Raw genomic sequence first — 16,586 nt, 5'->3', positions numbered from 1 at the left:
TTGTTAATCTGTATCTTTATCAAGTCCATGAAAATTTCCTTCTTTTATGCTGTGGGAAATATGTAATACGTAAAAAACGACGATCATGAAAATAAACGTTTTGATTACATGTTGTTACGCTTCGGAGTTTAAACTTGATATAGTGCCTTTTCAATGCGTTACAATAGTAAAGTTGATTTTTTTTTAGTGGGGTATTGACTTTCTTTCGAACTATGCGCATGCTTGTAAGGCGGTAGTACTTATCGGCAGCTTTAAGGTAGTCACATCCTCCGTTATGATGCCTGACGACGTTAGAACCTTAACCTGTTGAACATAAAGATTGTTTAAGCGCGAGCGTATACAGCTTGCTCCTAATCAAATGATAATCAGCGGTTTTTCCGATTGGATTATCCGATATCAATATATCAAGTACGTCAAAGGCCCCTTTGCTATTGCTTAGGGGCTTCTTTGTTTACCTGTTCCTCTTTTACTTTCTTCGGCGTATCTCAAAGAAGCACTCTTGCCACTCTCTGCACATAGCTATCAATCATGTTCACATTGCACTCTGACCTAACTCATTGATCCTGGTTATTATATTGCTTTGGTTAGGCTATTTCTGCGTTCATTAGAATTGGCATTTTGTGCCTTTAACAGGTTGATCATTCCTTTTATGCGGGTTACTGTATAAATATACAGTAAATCGACAGGGGTGGTTATCATGGGTTTTCCATCACCAGCAAAAGACTATGCAGAATCAACGCTCACCGTCGGCAGGCTTTGCGGCTACGACGGTAATTGCCGGACTATCGAAACTTCAGCTGGATACGCAATTATAAATGTTGCCAAAAGGCCGAAGGCGGGTGACACGGTTTTGATCTCTTTCTGCGGAAGTTGGGACTTCGCTTCTGTTCAGGGAAAAGCACTCATCACACAGGATGGGGAGGCCATCGAAGGCGATTCACTGGATGACGCGAATGTGCTTGGGGTAGTGACGTTCTTCCTGAACCGTGTAGCCGATAATGACCACTTGCCGGTGATATAAGCTCCATGAATCCTGTGCATTAGAGCCGATCGGTTAGACAGGCCAATTACGGTTAATTGATCTTTCTAACCTATTAGACCTTCAGTAGAGGGACTGCTTAAGTTACGTTCAGCGTGCAGGGAGAAAAGGCCGCCTCCGCAAGGGGAAACCTATTTTTAGGGATGTGCTTATGAAATTGAATGAATTTGCAGCCGGTCTCACTAAAGACGGAATGCTTATTTTATGCCTTTCCGAAGGGGAAATAACAGATTACGTTGTGACCAGCAAAGCTATGCGCACAATGATTCATCGGGAAGATAATAAAATATCAGCCCAGGTTCTGGGTGATAAAGATAGGATAATAAATTTAAATTTACTGCCAGATGCACATAAGGTTCTCAAGCTGTAAGTGTTGATTTATAATAATCAAACGGGCTGAACACCCGCTGATTACTGCGCCAACCTGAGGAATCATAATGGCGCAGAGCATTACTCTAAAACACTCACATCGCCCTTTCGTGAGCGGTGTTTCTGCTTATGCTGGTGGTCCGGCATGAAAAAAGCAGACCGCATCCATCTTGCGCGTGTGGCCGAGCTCGGCTGCATCGTTTGTAAGAATCTGAACCTTGGCGAAACGCCTGCGGAAATCCACCATATCCGGACAGGGCAGGGCACAAGCCAACGTGCTGATCATCGGAAATCAATTCCCCTTTGCCATACACACCATCGCAATGGCGGTTACGGTGTGGCGATTCATGCTGGCCGCCGCGCCTGGGAAATAAAGTACGGCACTGAAGCTGAGCTTCTGGTGCAGGTGCTCTATCTGTTGGGCGAGGAAGCCCATGCCTAAATACATCATCACCCCTGTTGGAAAACCCCGCATGACACGCCGTGATAAATGGAAACAGCGGCCGTCAGTGATGCGATATCGCATGTTTTGTGACGAGGCCCGCCTGCATGACATTCAGGTGCCGGATAACGGTGCCCATATCACTTTTGTTTTACCGATGCCTAAGAGCTGGAGCAAGACAAAACGCGCAGCTATGGACGGGCAGCCGCACCAGGTAAAGCCAGATCTGGACAATCTCACAAAATCGCTTCTGGACGCACTGTTCGAGGATGACTCCCATATTTGGGACGCCCGGACATCAAAAGTATGGGGCGAAACCGGCATGATAATTATCGAGGACATGAAATGACGCCACGCCAGAAACGCCAGTATTTAGAAGGGCTGGGTAAAACCGCAATGGCACCACGCAAGAGCTGGCTGGGGAAAAGCATTTTGCTTACAGATGTTCAGTCTGGGTGGATTAAATCTCTCCTTACGATCTGGGGCGAAAATGTTCGCGGAGGCACGGCCCCGGCAAAACCTTGCGGGCATTCGTGCTGGAATGTCCTCAGGGGAAAGAACTGGTCTGATAAAGCGCTCGAGCGTTTTACCGCAGCGTTGAACCAGGCAAGGGAAGAAGGGTTCCGTGGTGAGCAGGCGTTGAGACGTGCTCGTTCGATCCTGTGGCCCGAACCGCCTGTCAGTGTAATTGCCGAGGCGATGAATAGCGATGACGCCGAGTTTGTGGAAAGAGCTGTGCTTCAGGCGTTCGATATGAAGGATCCGGTTTACATTGTCGGGAACCAGTATTACACCACCCGAAAAAAAATCTCTGATATAACCAGGGATCTTCAGAATCTCGCGCCATGGCTGACTGAATCAGAGGCCAGAAAGCGGGTGCGCTGGTGCCTGGAAATATTCAGGGCAAAGGTTTTTTTGTCAGCGCGGAATGCCCTGAAAGAAAATTCATGAAAATCGTGATTTAGCAAAAAGTGCTGTTTGTGTGATGAGGTATTGAAAACGGGCCAGAAAATCAGATAATCCATTCATGCTTGGCAGAGCTGCGCCACGATGGCAGCGATGTAAAGCGACAATTTGAAAAAACTTTAAACCCCGCCTGCCGGGGTTTTTTGTTATCCGGCGATACGACAGGGGTATTCGCGAAGGTGCATTGCACCAGTACCCCTGTCATATCGTCGCGTACAATATCCAGCCCCTGACACCAAGTAAGCATTTTTGTTGACAAGGTAATCATTTTTGTTTACTCTCTTGATCATTGATTAACTAACCGATTAGGAGGACCAGTGAAACAGCGCGAATTCCGGCGCTGGTTGGAGTCCCAGGGGGTCGAGATTACTGACGGTGCTAAGCACCTTAAGTTGAGACTTAACGGGAAGCGTAGCACTTTGCCACGTCATCCCGGCTCTGAACTCAACGAATTGCTTCGCAAGGCAATTCTCAAACAACTAGGGCTTTAAGAAACCTGGCCCCTCAGGGGCCGGAGTTTCACCGGAAACGCGACGTAGAGCTGAGATGATATGCGATATCCTGTAAACCTAAGTAAAGCTGAAGAAGGTGGATTCTTTGTAGAATTCCCGGATATACCTGAAGCTCTTACGCAGGGAACTACCAAAGACGAAGCGCTTGAAAACGCACGCGATGCTTTGGTGACAGCTTTAGAATTTTACTTCGAAGATGGAGATAAAATTCCGGAGCCGAGTATATCGACAGGAGACTATGTAGATTTACCTTTAAGTGTTGAAGCTAAAGTGATTTTGCTTAACGCCTTTCTTGAATCAAGAATAAGCCAGACTGATTTGGCTGCTAGGATGAATGTGAAAAAACAGGAAGTTACTAGGTTGTTTGACCTTAGACATTCAACAAAAATTGATACAATACAAAAGGCTATAAACTCATTAGGTCATAGAATGGAGTTAAAATATGTCTAGAAATCTTACATATAGAATAAATCTACCTACATATGGATTAAATAGGTAAGTAACTATGCCCACATGATGTCTCATGTGGGCTATTTGTTTTATAAAACCAAAACATCAAGGCTGCCTGTGGGCGGCCTTTTTTTTCCCCTCGCTCTGAGAGGACACACAGCAAGAAGAGGGGGCTAAATGTCCGCAGAACCCATATCTGCAACGGTAACGGCTGGCGTGGCCGCCGGTACTACCGGAATTACTTTCGCCACGCTGTTTCCAGAAGCCACACCTGCTGTAATGGTTTGCTCACTCGCTGGGACGGCGCTGTACATCCTCAATTCTGAGGACCATAAAATCTGGAAGCAGATTATTTTTGCGCTGATTTCTTTCATCGGTGGCGTTTACTGTGCCGGTACTGCTTCAGAGATTATCGCCGCCCTTATCAACGCCGGACTGAATCAGCTTAGCCCGCCTGTCAGCATAAAAGTTTCACCTGCGATTGGCGCGCTGGCGGCATCCACTGTTTCAGTGACTGTCCTGCTCAGGGTGCTCAAGCGCTCACGGACCGGAAACTTACCCGGTCTGAAGGGGGAAGAATGACGTGGCTAATGCAGAACTTACCATGGCTGCTGCTTCACCTTAACGCAGTGGCCTGCATCATGATCCCGATACGTCTGATGTTCTTCAGGAAACGGGGTATGCGGCGTCGGCGGCTAATGGAGCTCCTCGCTTACGCCCTCATTCTGGCACCAGCCTATACAGCCTTTCGAATCTGGCATGGTGACTACGTTCAGGTCGATTACGGTGAAATCCTCATCAATGTTGTTGTCTGCGTTGCTGTCTGGCGTGCGGGCGGCAATATCGCTCGCATTACTGGAGAGAGCACAACGTGAACCAAACACAATTTCAGAAGGCGGCAGGCATAAGCGCCGAGTTAGCTGCGCGCTGGTTTCCGCATATCGACGCTGCTATGAGGGAATACGGCATCACCGCACCGCTAGATCAGGCCATGTTTATTGCCCAGATGGGGCATGAAAGCACCAGATTCACCCGGCTGGTGGAGAACCTGAATTACGCGGCTGAAAACTTAGTACCGACGTTCGGAAGCCACCGCATCACTCAACAGCAGGCCGCCGCACTTGGCAGAACAGCAACGCAACCGGCAAACCAGAAAGCGATCGCCAATCTGGTATACGGTGGAGAGTGGGGAAAAGAACACCTTGGCAATCAGGTTGCCGGTGATGGATGGAAATATCGCGGTCGAGGGCTGAAACAGGTTACCGGCCTGAGTAACTATCGCAGTTGTGGCCACGCGTTGAAACTGGACCTTGTTACCCACCCGGAGCTGCTTGAACAAGATGAATACGCCGCGCGCTCAGCCGCATGGTTCTATGCATCCCGCGGTTGCCTGCTTCATTCCGGCGACGTGGAACGCGTGACGCTTCTTATCAATGGCGGCAGAAACGGGCTGGATAAACGCCGCGCGCTGTATAACCTGGCTAAATCCGTTCTGGTGTGAGGTGAATGTGGGTATCAAAACGATAATCGGGCTGGCCGCGTTGGTTATTTCCGCTATCGCCGGCGCTTTTGGCCTAGGCCATATTCGCGGCACCAGCAAAGCGGAAGCGAAAGCGAAAGCCGACCAGCAGCGCACCGAAGATAACGCCGCGGCAACGGTCACGGTAGCCGAACGCCGGGTAGAAGCAACGAAAGAGGCCAGCAATGTACATCAGACTGTTAACCATATGCCTGGCGGCGATGTTGATCGCGAGTTGCGGGACAACTGGACCCGTAAGGGTTGAGGTAGTGGACACTGCTTGCGACTGGGTTAAACCCATCTACGGAACGGACCAAGACTGGGATGTACTGGATAAGCAGACGAAGCGCGACATCCTGGCGCATAACAAAGCGTGGCAGGCGAACTGCCAGCAACCAAACGTCGTCACCCTCCCAAAAAGATAGGCATTACAGCAGGCATTCACTGAGTGCCTGTGATAATGTCAGGCCATCTAAATAAACGGGGTGATTTTTTATGAGAAAGCTTATCGTTTTTTTTAATGGCAATGCTCCCTATCTTGTCGAAGTAGGTGAGCATCTTGATTCGTTGCCGCTGGTGTATCCAGATCAAACTCAAGTGGACCTCCCCATACAGTCTCATATGTATCCTGGCAGGGACATAATGGAAGAATGCTTTTTTGTTTCGGATCGTGATGTAATTGGTAGAGACATTCAACGCGCGATAGATACTCTTCTCTAATTTGACAATAATCAGATGCGCGAGGTGTCGGTTAACACCGTACCGAAAGTAGCGAAATGCTGCCTGTCCGTAATGTTCCAGAGATGCTTGGTACTGAGCAGGCATGAGAGATTGATGATGTAATGCGTAGTCTGTCTATCACTCGCACCAAAATTCAGAAAGCTTGTATGTGGAGTTGTCGGGCTGTGGCGCGTTCAGATGCCGACTGTTAGCCATTACAAAGCTCACCTGCTGGTGGAGTTGATAATGGTGATCACCACCAGCTGATCAGTAAAACAGATCCTCTGGTGGATAGAAAAAGAGACTGCTATTCATAAATCCGCTAAAAGGGTAATCTATTACATTGGTCAATTTAGGAGGATACCCAATGAGCAATGAAGTTGAGTTGAATCAGGTGCTGGCTCTGAAAGCCCAAGATGAAGACTTGCTGTTTCTTAATTCCATTGTAAACCGAACGGGTTGTGGGATTGGCATTACCCTTTTTGTAAAAGGGAATCTGATAACTGGCTCGCTTATTGCGGGTAAGAAATATTATCAATTCGTTGGTGATAATCTGAAATCTATTGGAGAGACAGGGGTTGCGCTCGCACAGTATTTTGAAAATAAGGGTGCCAAGCAATATACCAGTGATGAACCTGGATTCGAATACCCTAATAATTTTCTACATCTTGAGAATGTCAAAATTCGAAATGATGGTGGAGTAATGGCGACTCTAAACAATGCTATGTTGAGAGTTAAAATCGAAGAGGTCGAAGGCCACATTATGGGCAATATCAGCTAACACCCATCTTAGACATTCTTGATATACTAAACCGCCTCATCTATGGCGGTTTTTTTATGCTGCTATATCATGACCAAAACCTTCATCTGTATTGCCAGTGGACCATCACTGATACTTGATGATTGTGTACGTGCCAGTGATTCCGGTATGCCCGTTATCGCGGTTAATTCCTCCTGGAGCGCTGTTCCGGCATGCCAATATATTTACGCAGCAGACTGCTGCTGGTGGGAAGAATACGGCTCAGGCATAACATCCGAAGCGGCCCGTTGGTGCGGTGATGAGTTTACGGCCAGCCGTTTCGGTATTAACTGGCTACAGTCTGCAATCCCCGGTTCGTTTAATTCTGGTCAGCGAGCGATTGAGCTGGCGCTCCACCTTGGTGCCAGCCGCGTTCTGTTGCTGGGCTATGACTGCTCTATACGGAACGGAACCCACTGGCACGGCAACCACGCTCTGCTGTCAAACCCGGACAAATTCAGCGTAGCGCGCTGGCAGGATGAATTTTCCCGCCTCCGTGCTGTTGCTGGTGATGTCGAGATAATTAACTGCTCCCGCTTCACGCGGCTTACCTGCTTCCCGCGACAGTCCCTCGAGACTGCTCTTTCTTTGTAGGAAATTTATGAAAAGACGAAAGGTCTGCATCCGCGGGATGTACGGGCTTGGTGACTCTATTTACCAGCGCGCCTTTGTACGCCAGTTCCCCGGTGCATTTCTGCGTACACCCTGGCCGGAACTTTACACCGATCTCGATGTGAATTTCGTTCGCTCAAACACGGCGCTCAGGACGCAGCGAAAAAACGAAGAGCAAACGGATGTGGAATTTGTGCTGGAACCATCGCGGCCGTCAGAGATTCTGACCATTTTTTATGGCCCCGATGAACTGAGCAAGGGCTCCATCATCGACGCCATGACCTGGCAGTTCGGCAAAATGGCGAGCGTGTTTGATCTGCCGTCATTCGGCGAGTCACCGGTACAGCCTGCTAAGCCGGTAGCTGTCATCCGTCCAGCGACCGTCCGCAAAGAGTGGGCAAACCCGGCGCGTAACCCCGACCCGAAATATCTGGCAGAAGCGGCGCGAGAACTGCGAAAGCATTTTTACGTGGTGAGTCTTGCTGATCTTGAAGAGGGTGAAGAGTGGCTGGTGGGCGAACCGCCGGAGGCCGATCTCTGTCTTCACAAAGGCGAGCTCTCACTGACTGAAATGCTGGCGCTGGTGGAACATGCCGCCGTCGTGGTTTCCGGGGTTGGCTGGGCGCTGCCAGCGGCTATCTGCTACAAAACGCCTGTTTTCATCATTCAGGGCGGATGCGGTGCCCACAATGCCCCGCATATCGTTACCGATCCAGAAATGGATCTTTCCCGCGTCGGCTGGGCTCAACCAGATAATTACTGCATGTGCGCCAGCATGGAACACGATTGCAGCAAACATATCACTGGCTTCCAGGAAATATTCAAAGGCTGGTTACATGACATTGTTCTCACATGAAATGCAAAACGGCCTTGTCTGGCTACCTGAACTGGGAATAGGGCGTTACCCAGTACCACCTGAACGGCCATACGATGCCAGCTATTTCGCGAAGTATCGCCAGATGGCGCAGACCACCATGGGGATGCAGCTGAATGCGGCGCGTATCCAGCTGGTTGCCCGCCACCATCGGGGCAGGGTGCTTGACGTGGGGATCGGGTCCGGGCAGTTCGTGGAGACTCGGCCTGAAACATGGGGCTATGACGTTAATCCTGAGGGTATTGCCTGGCTTAAAGCTGGTGGCCGCTGGGCGAACCTTTACGACTCTTATTTCCCCGACGGTGATTTCCCGGCGCTGACCTTCTGGGATTCGCTGGAGCACATCGACGATCCAGAAGCAGCTGTCGCGCGAGCCGGTGAGTGGGTGTTTGTGTCTCTGCCTGTCTTCAAAAGCGCAGAACATATCCTGACGTCACGGCATTACCGCAAGGACGAGCACATCTGGTATTTCACCGACGAAGGTATCCGGCGCTGGTTTGGCGCGCAGGGTTTTGTCTGTGCTGAACACAACACCATTGAGAGCATGTTGGGGCGCGATGGCATCAGCAGCTATGCATTCCGGAGGATGCGACATGCCACCAAGAACGCCTAAAGCGTGTCGTAAACGGGGTTGCAGGCAGACCACCACAGACCGCAGCGGATACTGTGATGAGCACAGGGGCGAGGGCTGGCGGCGGTACAAACCTGGTCAGTCACGTAAACAGCGCGGCTATGGTGCATCCTGGGATAAAACCCGCATCCGCATTCTCAAGAGAGACAAGGGGTTATGTCAGGAGTGCTTGCGTCGTGACGCAATAACCGAAGCAACCTGTGTTGACCATGTGCGGGCGCTGGCGCACGGAGGCGACGACAGTGATGCCAACCTTGAAAGCCTGTGCACTCCATGCCACAGCGCAAAGACGGCGCGAGAACGGCTCTCAGGCGGGCAGGGGGGAGGGTAAATCTCTCCTGCCTATGCCCTTCCGGACTGCCCGCCTCATCAAATTTTTACGCGCCCAAAATAAGGAATTTTTTTCCGGAAGGTTTCGCCTATTGGATTGGAGGTTTTAATGGGTACTGCTGTGCGATCTTCCGGTGGTGGCCGTAAGCGTAATTTGCCCTCAGGCATGAAAAGCAAAGTGACCAGGATTGCGCCGCCGGAAGAGTTAATGAGCGATATAGCGATCCGCATCTGGAAAACGCAAAGCAAAATTTTAATAGAGCGTGGTGTTTTTGATCTGGAAGATGCGCCACTCCTCCTGGCGTACTGCAATGCGTTTCACCTGATGGTTGAGGCCGAAAAAGTCATCGCAAAAGATGGTCTGACAGTATCAAGTGAAATGGGGGGAGAGAAAAAACACCCTGCGGTCAATGTCCGCAATGACTCCGTTTCGCAGCTCGCCCGTCTGGGTTCACTTCTTGGGTTAGACCCGCTTAGCCGTATCAGAATGACCAGCGGCAAAAATGATCCAGACGATGAAGGGAATGAATTTGATGAGTTTGACTGATGGCTACATATCCGAACGTCAATGCGGCGAACCAGTATGCGCGGGACGTCGTGAACGGGAAGATACTGGCCTGCCGGTTAACCATTCTTGCCTGTCAGCGACATCTGGACGACCTGGAACGCGCCAAAGATCCACGCTGGCCTTACCGCTTCGATAGAAATAAAGCCGAACGCTTCCTTCGTTTCTCTCAAAAAATGCCGCACACATCGGGTGAGTGGGCTCGCCGGAAACTGCGTATTGAGTTTGAACCATGGCAGAAATTTGCGCTTGGCGTGCCGTTTGGCTGGGTTCACAAGGATACCGGCTTTCGTCGGTTCACTGAGATTTACATCGAGGTGCCACGTAAGAACGGTAAATCAGCGATCGCGGCGGCCGTTGGTAACTACATGTTTTGTGCCGATGGTGAGTACGCAGCGGAAGTTTACTGCGGCGCCACGACGGAGAAGCAGGCCTGGAAAGTCTTTGCGCCTGCACTGGCGATGGTGAAAAAGCTTCCGGCACTGCGCCAGAAGTTCAGCATCAAGCCCTGGGCGAAGAAGATGACGCGCCCGGACGGCTCCCTGTTCGCGCCAGTTATCGGTGACCCCGGCGACGGAGATTCACCTTCCTGCGCCATTATCGACGAGTATCACGAACACGATACTGATGCGCTCTATACCACGATGACTACAGGGATGGGGGCAAGGGAACAGCCCATCACGCTGATCATCACCACTGCGGGTTTTGATATTGCTTCACCATGCTATGAGAAGCGCACGCAGGTGGTCGAGATACTGGAGCGCATCAGAGAAGGTGGTGAAAACGAGGCAATTTTCGGGATCATCTATACCCTGGATGATGACGACGACTGGACACAGCCGGAAGCGCTGATAAAGGCCAACCCGAATTACAACATTTCGGTGAAAGAGGGATTCCTCAAGGCTAAACAGCTGCTGGCGATGTCCACACCAAGCCAGACCAACAAAATACTCACCAAACATTTCAATAAATGGGTGAGCTCTAAAGCAGCCTATTACAACCTCCAGAAGTGGATGGCCGCGGCAGATAAGACGCTCAGGCTGTCCGATTTTGCGGGGGAAGAGTGTTATCTCGGCATAGACCTGGCATCAAAACTCGACCTGAACGCGGTGGTTCCGGTGTTTCGCCGTGAAATAGACGGTCTGAGCCATTATTACTGCGTTTCACCGCTGTTCTGGGTGCCGGAAGACACCGTCTACGCCACAGACCCTGCACTGAAAACAATCGCCGACCGTTACCAGTCCTTCGTTAATCAGGGTGTGCTGGTTCCGTCAGACGGTGCAGAAGTGGATTACCGCCTTATCCTGGAAGCGATCCTGAAATTACGTGAAACCGTGAAAATAGCGGCGAGTCCGATTGACCCCTATGGCGCAACCGGCCTTTCTCACATGTTGCAGGATGAAGGACTGGAGCCCGTCACCATTACCCAGAACTACACAAACATGAGCGACCCGATGCGAGAGATTGAGGCTGCGATCGCTGCTGGCCGATTCCACCATGACGGTAATCCCCTGATGACCTGGTGTATTTCGAACGTGGTTGGAAAGTACCTGCCTGGTAGCGACGATGTTGTTCGCCCGGTGAAAGAAGGCGCTGGCAACAAAATTGATGGTGCAGTTGGCCTGATGATGGGTGTTGGCCGCGCAATGCTGAACGAGCCGAAAGACTTCCTTTCTAACCTCGATCCTGATGAGGAACTGTTATTCCTGTGAAATCACTAATTATCGATGTGGCCGGGCTGGCAGGCTTCGGCGCGCTGGTGGGAGGTATTTACCTCAAATTTGGCGCGGCGGTTGCCCTCATGGCTGGTGGTAGTGGCCTGCTGCTGTGGGCACTGCTGGCGGCCAGGAGAATAAAAACATGCTGATTGATGCCATTTTCAGAAGCAACTCGCTGGAAAACCCAGCTGTTCAGGTCACCGTTGAAGCGGCCGAAAACGACGGGATCTTTAATGGTGATGTGATTGTTAATCCCCGGACGGCAATGAAACTGGCGGCGGTTTATGCCTGTATCTACGTTATTTCGTCCAACGTTGCGCAGATGCCCCTGCACGTCATGCGGCGAACCGGGAAGAAGGTTGAAACTGCCCGCGACCATCCTGCCTTTTACCTGGTTCATGACGAACCCAATTCCTGGCAGACCAGCTATAAATGGCGCGAGCTCAAACAACGTCACATTCTGGGCTGGGGTAACGGATATACCAGAGTTCTCCGGCACCGCCGAACCGGTGAAGTCACTGGCCTTGAAGCCTGTATGCCGTGGGAAACAACGCTGCTGAACACCGGTGGGCGTTATACCTACGGCGTGTATAACGAAGAAGGTTCCTTTGCCATTAATCCTGATGACATGATCCACGTCAGGGCGCTGGGTAACGATCAGAAAATGGGGCTCAGTCCGGTTCTTCAGCACGCCGAAACCATCGGTATGGGTATGAGCGGGCAGAAATACACGGAAAGTTTTTTCAGCGGTAACGCCAGACCCGCGGGCATAGTTTCAGTAAAAGGAGAACTGAATGACGGCTCCTGGAAAAGGCTGAAGGAAATGTGGCAAAAAGCCACGGCGATGCTGCGCAGCCAGGAAAACAGGACAATGTTGCTCCCGGCTGAACTGGATTATAAAGCGCTGACGGTTTCCCCAGTCGATGCCCAGCTTATCGACATGATGAAGCTCAACCGTTCCATGATTGCCGGGATTTTCAACGTGCCAGCACACATGATCAACGACCTCGAAAAAGCCACCTTCTCCAATATTTCCGAACAGGCGATTCAGTTTGTTCGCTACACAATGATGCCGTGGGTGACGAACTGGGAGCAGGAGCTTAACCGTCGGTTGTTCACCCGCGCCGAACGGGAAGCCGGGTATTACGTGCGCTTTAACCTGGCGGGCTTATTGCGCGGTACTGCCAAAGAGCGTGCTGAGTTCTATCACTTCGCTATCACCGATGGCTGGATGAGCCGCAACGAAGCACGCGCGTTTGAGGACATGAATCCGAAAGACGGCCTTGATGAAATGCTGGTCAGCGTTAACGCCTCCCAGCCCGCCAAAACCACAATCCAGGAGAACACTCAAGATGAGTGAACGTGAAATTCGCTGTTACAGCGGCGAGGTGCGCGCAGAAACGCACGACAGTGAGCCCAGCCGGATCATCGGGTATGGTTCGGTCTTTGACAGCCGTTCTGAACTGATTTTCGGTTCGTTTCGCGAAATCATCCGTCCCGGCGCGTTTGATGATGTGCTGAATGACGATGTGCGGGCTTTGTTCAACCATGACCCTAATTTTATCCTGGGTCGCAGAAGCGCGGGCACGCTGGCACTGACCGTTGATGAGCGTGGCCTGCGGTATGACATCACCGCGCCAGAAACTCAGACAATCCGTGATCTGGTGCTGGCACCAATGCAGCGCGGGGATATCAACCAGTCCTCTTTTGCATTTCGCGTCGCCCGCGACGGAGAGGAATGGTATCAGGACGAGGATGGTGTGGTGATTCGTGAGATTACCCGTTTTTCCCGTCTGCTGGATGTCAGTCCTGTGACATATCCGGCGTATCAGGAGGCGGATTCCGCCGTCCGTTCCATGAAAGCCTGGCAGGAGGCGCGCGACAGTGGCGCGCTACAGAATGCCATTAACCAAAGAATGGCGCGTGAACGCGTCCTGACTCTTCTTAACGCGTAAGGAAAAACCATGAAATTGCATGAACTGAAACAAAAACGTAACACCATCGCAACCGACATGCGCGCGCTGAACGAAAAAATTGGCGATAACCCATGGACGGATGAGCAGCGTACCGAATGGAACAAGGCAAAATCTGAGCTGGAAGCACTTGACGAGCGCATCGCCCGTGAAGAAGAGCTGCGCCGCCAGGATCAGACCTACGTTAACGAAAACGAGGACGAGCAGCGCAATAATCTGGATCCGGATAAAAATCCGCAGCAGGATGAAAAGCGCGGCCAGATTTTTGACAAATGGATGCGTCACGGTGCGAGCGAGTTGAGTTCAGAAGAGCGTAAAGCCTTACGTGAGCTGCGCGCGCAGGGGGTGGCCCCGGATGAAAAGGGTGGTTATACCGTGCCTGATACTTTCCTTGCGAAAGTGGTCGAGCAGATGAAAGCGTTTGGCGGTATCGCCAGCGTTGCGCAGATCATCACTACATCCGATGGGCGCACCATGGAATGGGCCACTGCTGATGGTACCGCTGAAGTGGGGGTGCTGCTGGGCGAAAACGAAGAAGCGGGTGAAGAAGATACCGAATTCGGTATGGATAGTCTGGGCGCGCTGAAAATGACATCCAAAATTATACGCGTATCCAACGAGCTGCTACAGGACAGTGCGATCGACATGGAAGCCTATCTCGCCCGCCGTATTGCGGAGCGTATTGGCCGCGGTGAAGCGCGTTATCTTATTCAGGGAACCGGCACCGGCACGCCAAAACAGCCGAAGGGTCTGAAAGCATCCGTAACCGGCACTACGCAGACGGCCGCCGCCGGAGCTGTTAAATGGCAGGAAATTCTGGCGCTGAAACACAGTATTGATCCTGCGTACCGCCGCGGGCCGAAGTTCCGCCTGGCGTTCAATGACAATACGCTGAAACTCATCAGCGAGATGGAAGACGGTCAGGGCCGTCCACTCTGGCTGCCGGATATCGTCGGCGTGGCGCCAGCATCAGTGCTGAATGTTCCGTATGTTATTGATCAGGAGATCGATGATATTGGCGCGGGCAAAAAATTCATGTTCTGTGGCGACTTCGCCCGCTTCATTATCCGCCGTGTTCGCTACATGATCCTGAAGCGCCTGGTGGAGCGTTACGCGGAATTCGACCAGACCGGCTTCCTGGCGTTCCATCGCTTTGACTGTATTCTCGAAGATACCTCTGCGATTAAAGCGCTGGTGGGCAAAGGCTCGGCAAGCAGCTAATCCCGCTCAACTCTGAACAAACCATGCCGCGTTAAGCGGTTTTTATGTGCCCGCCATCCGGCGGGCGCAGGAGGATCCTATGTTGCTTTCTCCTGAGGAGATCAAGTCGCAGCTCAGGCTGGATGAGGATTACGCCGATGAAGATAAATTTCTTGAGCTGCTGGGGCGGGCGGTTCAGGCCAGGACAGAAAATTTTCTGAACCGGAGACTTTATACGGCGGAGGCGGGGGTGCCAGCCGACGATCCGGAGGGGCTTGTTCTCTCGGATGATATCAGGATGGGGATGCTGCTTCTGGTGACGCACTTCTACGAGAACCGTTCAACCGTCACCGAAGTGGAGAAGGTCGAACTGCCGATGAGCTTTAACTGGCTCGTCGGTCCATACAGGTACATCCCGCTATGAAACTCAGGCAGGCGCAGGCCAGCGCCACATACCTTTTGCCCGACCCGGGCGAACTCGACCAGCGCATTGTTATCCGGCGGCGTGTCGATGTTCCGGCTGATGACTTTGGCGTAACGCCGACGTACCCGGAGCAGATCCGGACGTGGGCCAAAAAAGCGCAACCCGGCGCGGCAGCATATCAGGGCTCTGTGCAGGTAGAAAACAGGGTGACGCACTATTTCACCATCCGTTTTCGCCGCGGTATTACCGCCGATCATGAAGTGCTCCACGACGATATTTCTTATCGGGTCAAACGCGTCCGGGACCTGAACAGTAAACGGCGTTTCCTGTTGCTTGAGTGCGAAGAAGTGGGTACCGACAACGGGAGTGACTATGCCGCAGAAAGCATTTTTACACGTTGATTTCGTACAGCCGGAAGAACTGGTGTTTAACCGGGCGAGGATGCGGCGGGCGTTCGTCAAAATTGGTCAGGTTCACATGCGTGATGCGCGGCGACTGGTCATGAAACGTGGCCGCTCGAAGCCAGGCGAAAACCCCTCGTACCGCACCGGCCAGCTGGCGCGTTCTATCGGTTACTACGTCCCCCGGGCGTCAAAAAAACGACCGGGACTCATGGTGAAGATCGCGCCTAACCAGAAAAACGGAGAGGGCAACCGGCATATCAATGGTGCCTTTTACCCCGCCTTTCTGTTCTACGGTGTTCGCCGTGGGGCGAAGCGTAAGAAAAGCCATCATCGCGGCGCATCAGGCGGTAGCGGCTGGCGTGTGGCGCCACGTAACAACTACATGACTGAGGTTCTGGATAAACGCCGTAGCTGGACACGTTATGTGCTCTCCCGCGAATTGCGAAAATCACTCCGCCCTCAGCGAAGGAAGAAAAAATGAAATTAACCCCGATTATTGCGGCACTTCGCAGCCGTTGCCCTCGGTTTGAAAACCGTGTGGGTGGCGCCGCGCAGTTTAAAGCGATTCCGGAGGCCGGAAAGCTCAGGCTACCAGCCGCGTATGTTGTGCCAGCTGAAGACGTCACGGGTGAGCAGAAATCGCAGACCGACTACTGGCAGGATTTGACGGAGGGTTTCTCCGTCATTGTGGTACTCAGCAACGAACGGGATGAAAAAGGTCAGTGGGCTTCTTACGACGCAGTTCACGACGTCAGGCAGGAAATCTGGAAGGCGCTGCTGGGGTGGGAGCCGGACCCGCAGGCGCATGAAATTCAGTATGCGGGTGGGATGCTTCTCGATCTGAATCGCCACGAACTGTATTACCAGTTCGATTTCACGGTGAAGTATGAGATTACCGAAACAGACACCCGCCAGCATGATGATCTGGATGGCCTGCCCGACCTTAAAACGCTCAGTATTGATGTTGATTTTATCGAGCCCGGTACCGGGCCAGATGGCGACATCGAGCACCACACCGAAATTACATTTCAGGAATAAA

Annotated in this window: 26 protein-coding genes; all 26 read left to right on the top strand. The window is 51.8% G+C overall.

Annotated features, from left to right (window positions below; genetic code table 11):
• The first annotated feature begins 697 nt into the window (after positions 1–697).
• The 26 genes from IM282_RS16875 to IM282_RS16750 all read left to right on the top strand — a co-directional run bounded on the left by IM282_RS16875 (position 698) and on the right by IM282_RS16750 (position 16,585).
• Complete coding sequence (locus IM282_RS16875; RefSeq protein ID WP_059513911.1) at positions 698–1,021, top strand: hypothetical protein; 324 nt, start codon at positions 698–700, stop codon at positions 1,019–1,021.
• A gap of 169 nt (positions 1,022–1,190) precedes the next feature.
• Positions 1,191–1,409, top strand: a complete 219-nt coding sequence (locus tag IM282_RS16870) for a hypothetical protein (protein WP_063863702.1) — start codon at positions 1,191–1,193, stop codon at positions 1,407–1,409.
• Between the two features lie 144 nt (positions 1,410–1,553).
• The gene (locus tag IM282_RS16865; RefSeq protein WP_063863703.1) at positions 1,554–1,850 is read left to right on the top strand and encodes a Ref family recombination enhancement nuclease; all 297 of its coding nucleotides are present in this window, start codon (positions 1,554–1,556) and stop codon (positions 1,848–1,850) included.
• Positions 1,843–2,199 (top strand): RusA family crossover junction endodeoxyribonuclease, encoded by a 357-nt coding sequence (locus IM282_RS16860; protein WP_063863704.1) that lies wholly within the window; start codon positions 1,843–1,845, stop codon positions 2,197–2,199. The genes IM282_RS16865 and IM282_RS16860 overlap by 8 nt, the downstream gene beginning before the upstream one ends.
• Positions 2,196–2,801 (top strand): hypothetical protein, encoded by a 606-nt coding sequence (locus tag IM282_RS16855; RefSeq protein ID WP_063863705.1) that lies wholly within the window; start codon positions 2,196–2,198, stop codon positions 2,799–2,801. Before IM282_RS16860 ends, IM282_RS16855 begins: the two co-directional genes overlap by 4 nt.
• A gap of 332 nt (positions 2,802–3,133) precedes the next feature.
• Entirely contained in the window at positions 3,134–3,307 is a 174-nt protein-coding gene (locus IM282_RS16850; RefSeq protein ID WP_074170172.1) for a type II toxin-antitoxin system HicA family toxin, read from the top strand.
• Positions 3,308–3,367: 60 nt separating this feature from the next.
• Positions 3,368–3,778, top strand: a complete 411-nt coding sequence (locus IM282_RS16845; protein WP_063863706.1) for a type II toxin-antitoxin system HicB family antitoxin — start codon at positions 3,368–3,370, stop codon at positions 3,776–3,778.
• Positions 3,779–3,955: 177 nt separating this feature from the next.
• Complete coding sequence (locus IM282_RS16840; protein WP_063863707.1) at positions 3,956–4,360, top strand: putative holin; 405 nt, start codon at positions 3,956–3,958, stop codon at positions 4,358–4,360.
• Complete coding sequence (locus tag IM282_RS16835) at positions 4,357–4,653, top strand: phage holin family protein (RefSeq protein ID WP_045339443.1); 297 nt, start codon at positions 4,357–4,359, stop codon at positions 4,651–4,653. The genes IM282_RS16840 and IM282_RS16835 overlap by 4 nt, the downstream gene beginning before the upstream one ends.
• Positions 4,650–5,279, top strand: a complete 630-nt coding sequence (locus IM282_RS16830) for a glycoside hydrolase family 19 protein (RefSeq protein WP_063863708.1) — start codon at positions 4,650–4,652, stop codon at positions 5,277–5,279. Before IM282_RS16835 ends, IM282_RS16830 begins: the two co-directional genes overlap by 4 nt.
• A 7-nt stretch (positions 5,280–5,286) precedes the next feature.
• Complete coding sequence (locus tag IM282_RS16825; protein WP_063863746.1) at positions 5,287–5,562, top strand: hypothetical protein; 276 nt, start codon at positions 5,287–5,289, stop codon at positions 5,560–5,562.
• An 822-nt stretch (positions 5,563–6,384) separates the two neighbouring features.
• Entirely contained in the window at positions 6,385–6,798 is a 414-nt protein-coding gene (locus IM282_RS16820; RefSeq protein WP_063863711.1) for a hypothetical protein, read from the top strand.
• Between the two features lie 69 nt (positions 6,799–6,867).
• Positions 6,868–7,410 carry a hypothetical protein gene (locus IM282_RS16815; RefSeq protein ID WP_063863712.1) on the top strand — a complete coding sequence of 181 codons (543 nt, stop codon included), beginning with the start codon at positions 6,868–6,870 and terminating at the stop codon, positions 7,408–7,410.
• Between the two features lie 7 nt (positions 7,411–7,417).
• Positions 7,418–8,284 (top strand): hypothetical protein, encoded by an 867-nt coding sequence (locus IM282_RS16810; protein ID WP_080472039.1) that lies wholly within the window; start codon positions 7,418–7,420, stop codon positions 8,282–8,284.
• Positions 8,265–8,915, top strand: a complete 651-nt coding sequence (locus IM282_RS16805) for a methyltransferase domain-containing protein (protein WP_063863714.1) — start codon at positions 8,265–8,267, stop codon at positions 8,913–8,915. Before IM282_RS16810 ends, IM282_RS16805 begins: the two co-directional genes overlap by 20 nt.
• The gene (locus tag IM282_RS16800) at positions 8,896–9,264 is read left to right on the top strand and encodes an HNH endonuclease (RefSeq protein WP_074170173.1); all 369 of its coding nucleotides are present in this window, start codon (positions 8,896–8,898) and stop codon (positions 9,262–9,264) included. The genes IM282_RS16805 and IM282_RS16800 overlap by 20 nt, the downstream gene beginning before the upstream one ends.
• A gap of 108 nt (positions 9,265–9,372) precedes the next feature.
• The gene (locus IM282_RS16795; RefSeq protein ID WP_063863716.1) at positions 9,373–9,810 is read left to right on the top strand and encodes a phage terminase small subunit P27 family; all 438 of its coding nucleotides are present in this window, start codon (positions 9,373–9,375) and stop codon (positions 9,808–9,810) included.
• Positions 9,810–11,540, top strand: a complete 1,731-nt coding sequence (locus IM282_RS16790) for a terminase large subunit (RefSeq protein WP_063863717.1) — start codon at positions 9,810–9,812, stop codon at positions 11,538–11,540. Before IM282_RS16795 ends, IM282_RS16790 begins: the two co-directional genes overlap by 1 nt.
• Entirely contained in the window at positions 11,537–11,695 is a 159-nt protein-coding gene (locus tag IM282_RS16785; protein ID WP_169810234.1) for a hypothetical protein, read from the top strand. Before IM282_RS16790 ends, IM282_RS16785 begins: the two co-directional genes overlap by 4 nt.
• A complete protein-coding gene (locus tag IM282_RS16780; protein WP_063863718.1) occupies positions 11,689–12,906 on the top strand; it encodes a phage portal protein in 1,218 nt (405 codons plus the stop codon). Before IM282_RS16785 ends, IM282_RS16780 begins: the two co-directional genes overlap by 7 nt.
• Entirely contained in the window at positions 12,899–13,501 is a 603-nt protein-coding gene (locus IM282_RS16775; RefSeq protein ID WP_045897174.1) for an HK97 family phage prohead protease, read from the top strand. The genes IM282_RS16780 and IM282_RS16775 overlap by 8 nt, the downstream gene beginning before the upstream one ends.
• 9 nt (positions 13,502–13,510) lie before the next feature.
• The gene (locus IM282_RS16770) at positions 13,511–14,740 is read left to right on the top strand and encodes a phage major capsid protein (protein WP_063863719.1); all 1,230 of its coding nucleotides are present in this window, start codon (positions 13,511–13,513) and stop codon (positions 14,738–14,740) included.
• A gap of 79 nt (positions 14,741–14,819) precedes the next feature.
• Entirely contained in the window at positions 14,820–15,143 is a 324-nt protein-coding gene (locus IM282_RS16765) for a head-tail connector protein (protein ID WP_063863720.1), read from the top strand.
• Complete coding sequence (locus tag IM282_RS16760) at positions 15,140–15,544, top strand: phage head closure protein (RefSeq protein WP_045897180.1); 405 nt, start codon at positions 15,140–15,142, stop codon at positions 15,542–15,544. Before IM282_RS16765 ends, IM282_RS16760 begins: the two co-directional genes overlap by 4 nt.
• Positions 15,516–16,028, top strand: coding sequence for a hypothetical protein (locus tag IM282_RS16755; RefSeq protein ID WP_045897181.1), 513 nt, complete (start codon positions 15,516–15,518; stop codon positions 16,026–16,028). Before IM282_RS16760 ends, IM282_RS16755 begins: the two co-directional genes overlap by 29 nt.
• Positions 16,025–16,585, top strand: a complete 561-nt coding sequence (locus tag IM282_RS16750) for a hypothetical protein (RefSeq protein ID WP_063863721.1) — start codon at positions 16,025–16,027, stop codon at positions 16,583–16,585. Before IM282_RS16755 ends, IM282_RS16750 begins: the two co-directional genes overlap by 4 nt.
• Position 16,586 lies beyond the last annotated feature (1 nt).

Source organism: Enterobacter cloacae complex sp. P29RS, from assembly GCF_014893445.1.
GTDB lineage: Bacteria > Pseudomonadota > Gammaproteobacteria > Enterobacterales > Enterobacteriaceae > Enterobacter > Enterobacter intestinihominis.
This window is presented reverse-complemented; position numbering and strand designations above follow the sequence as displayed.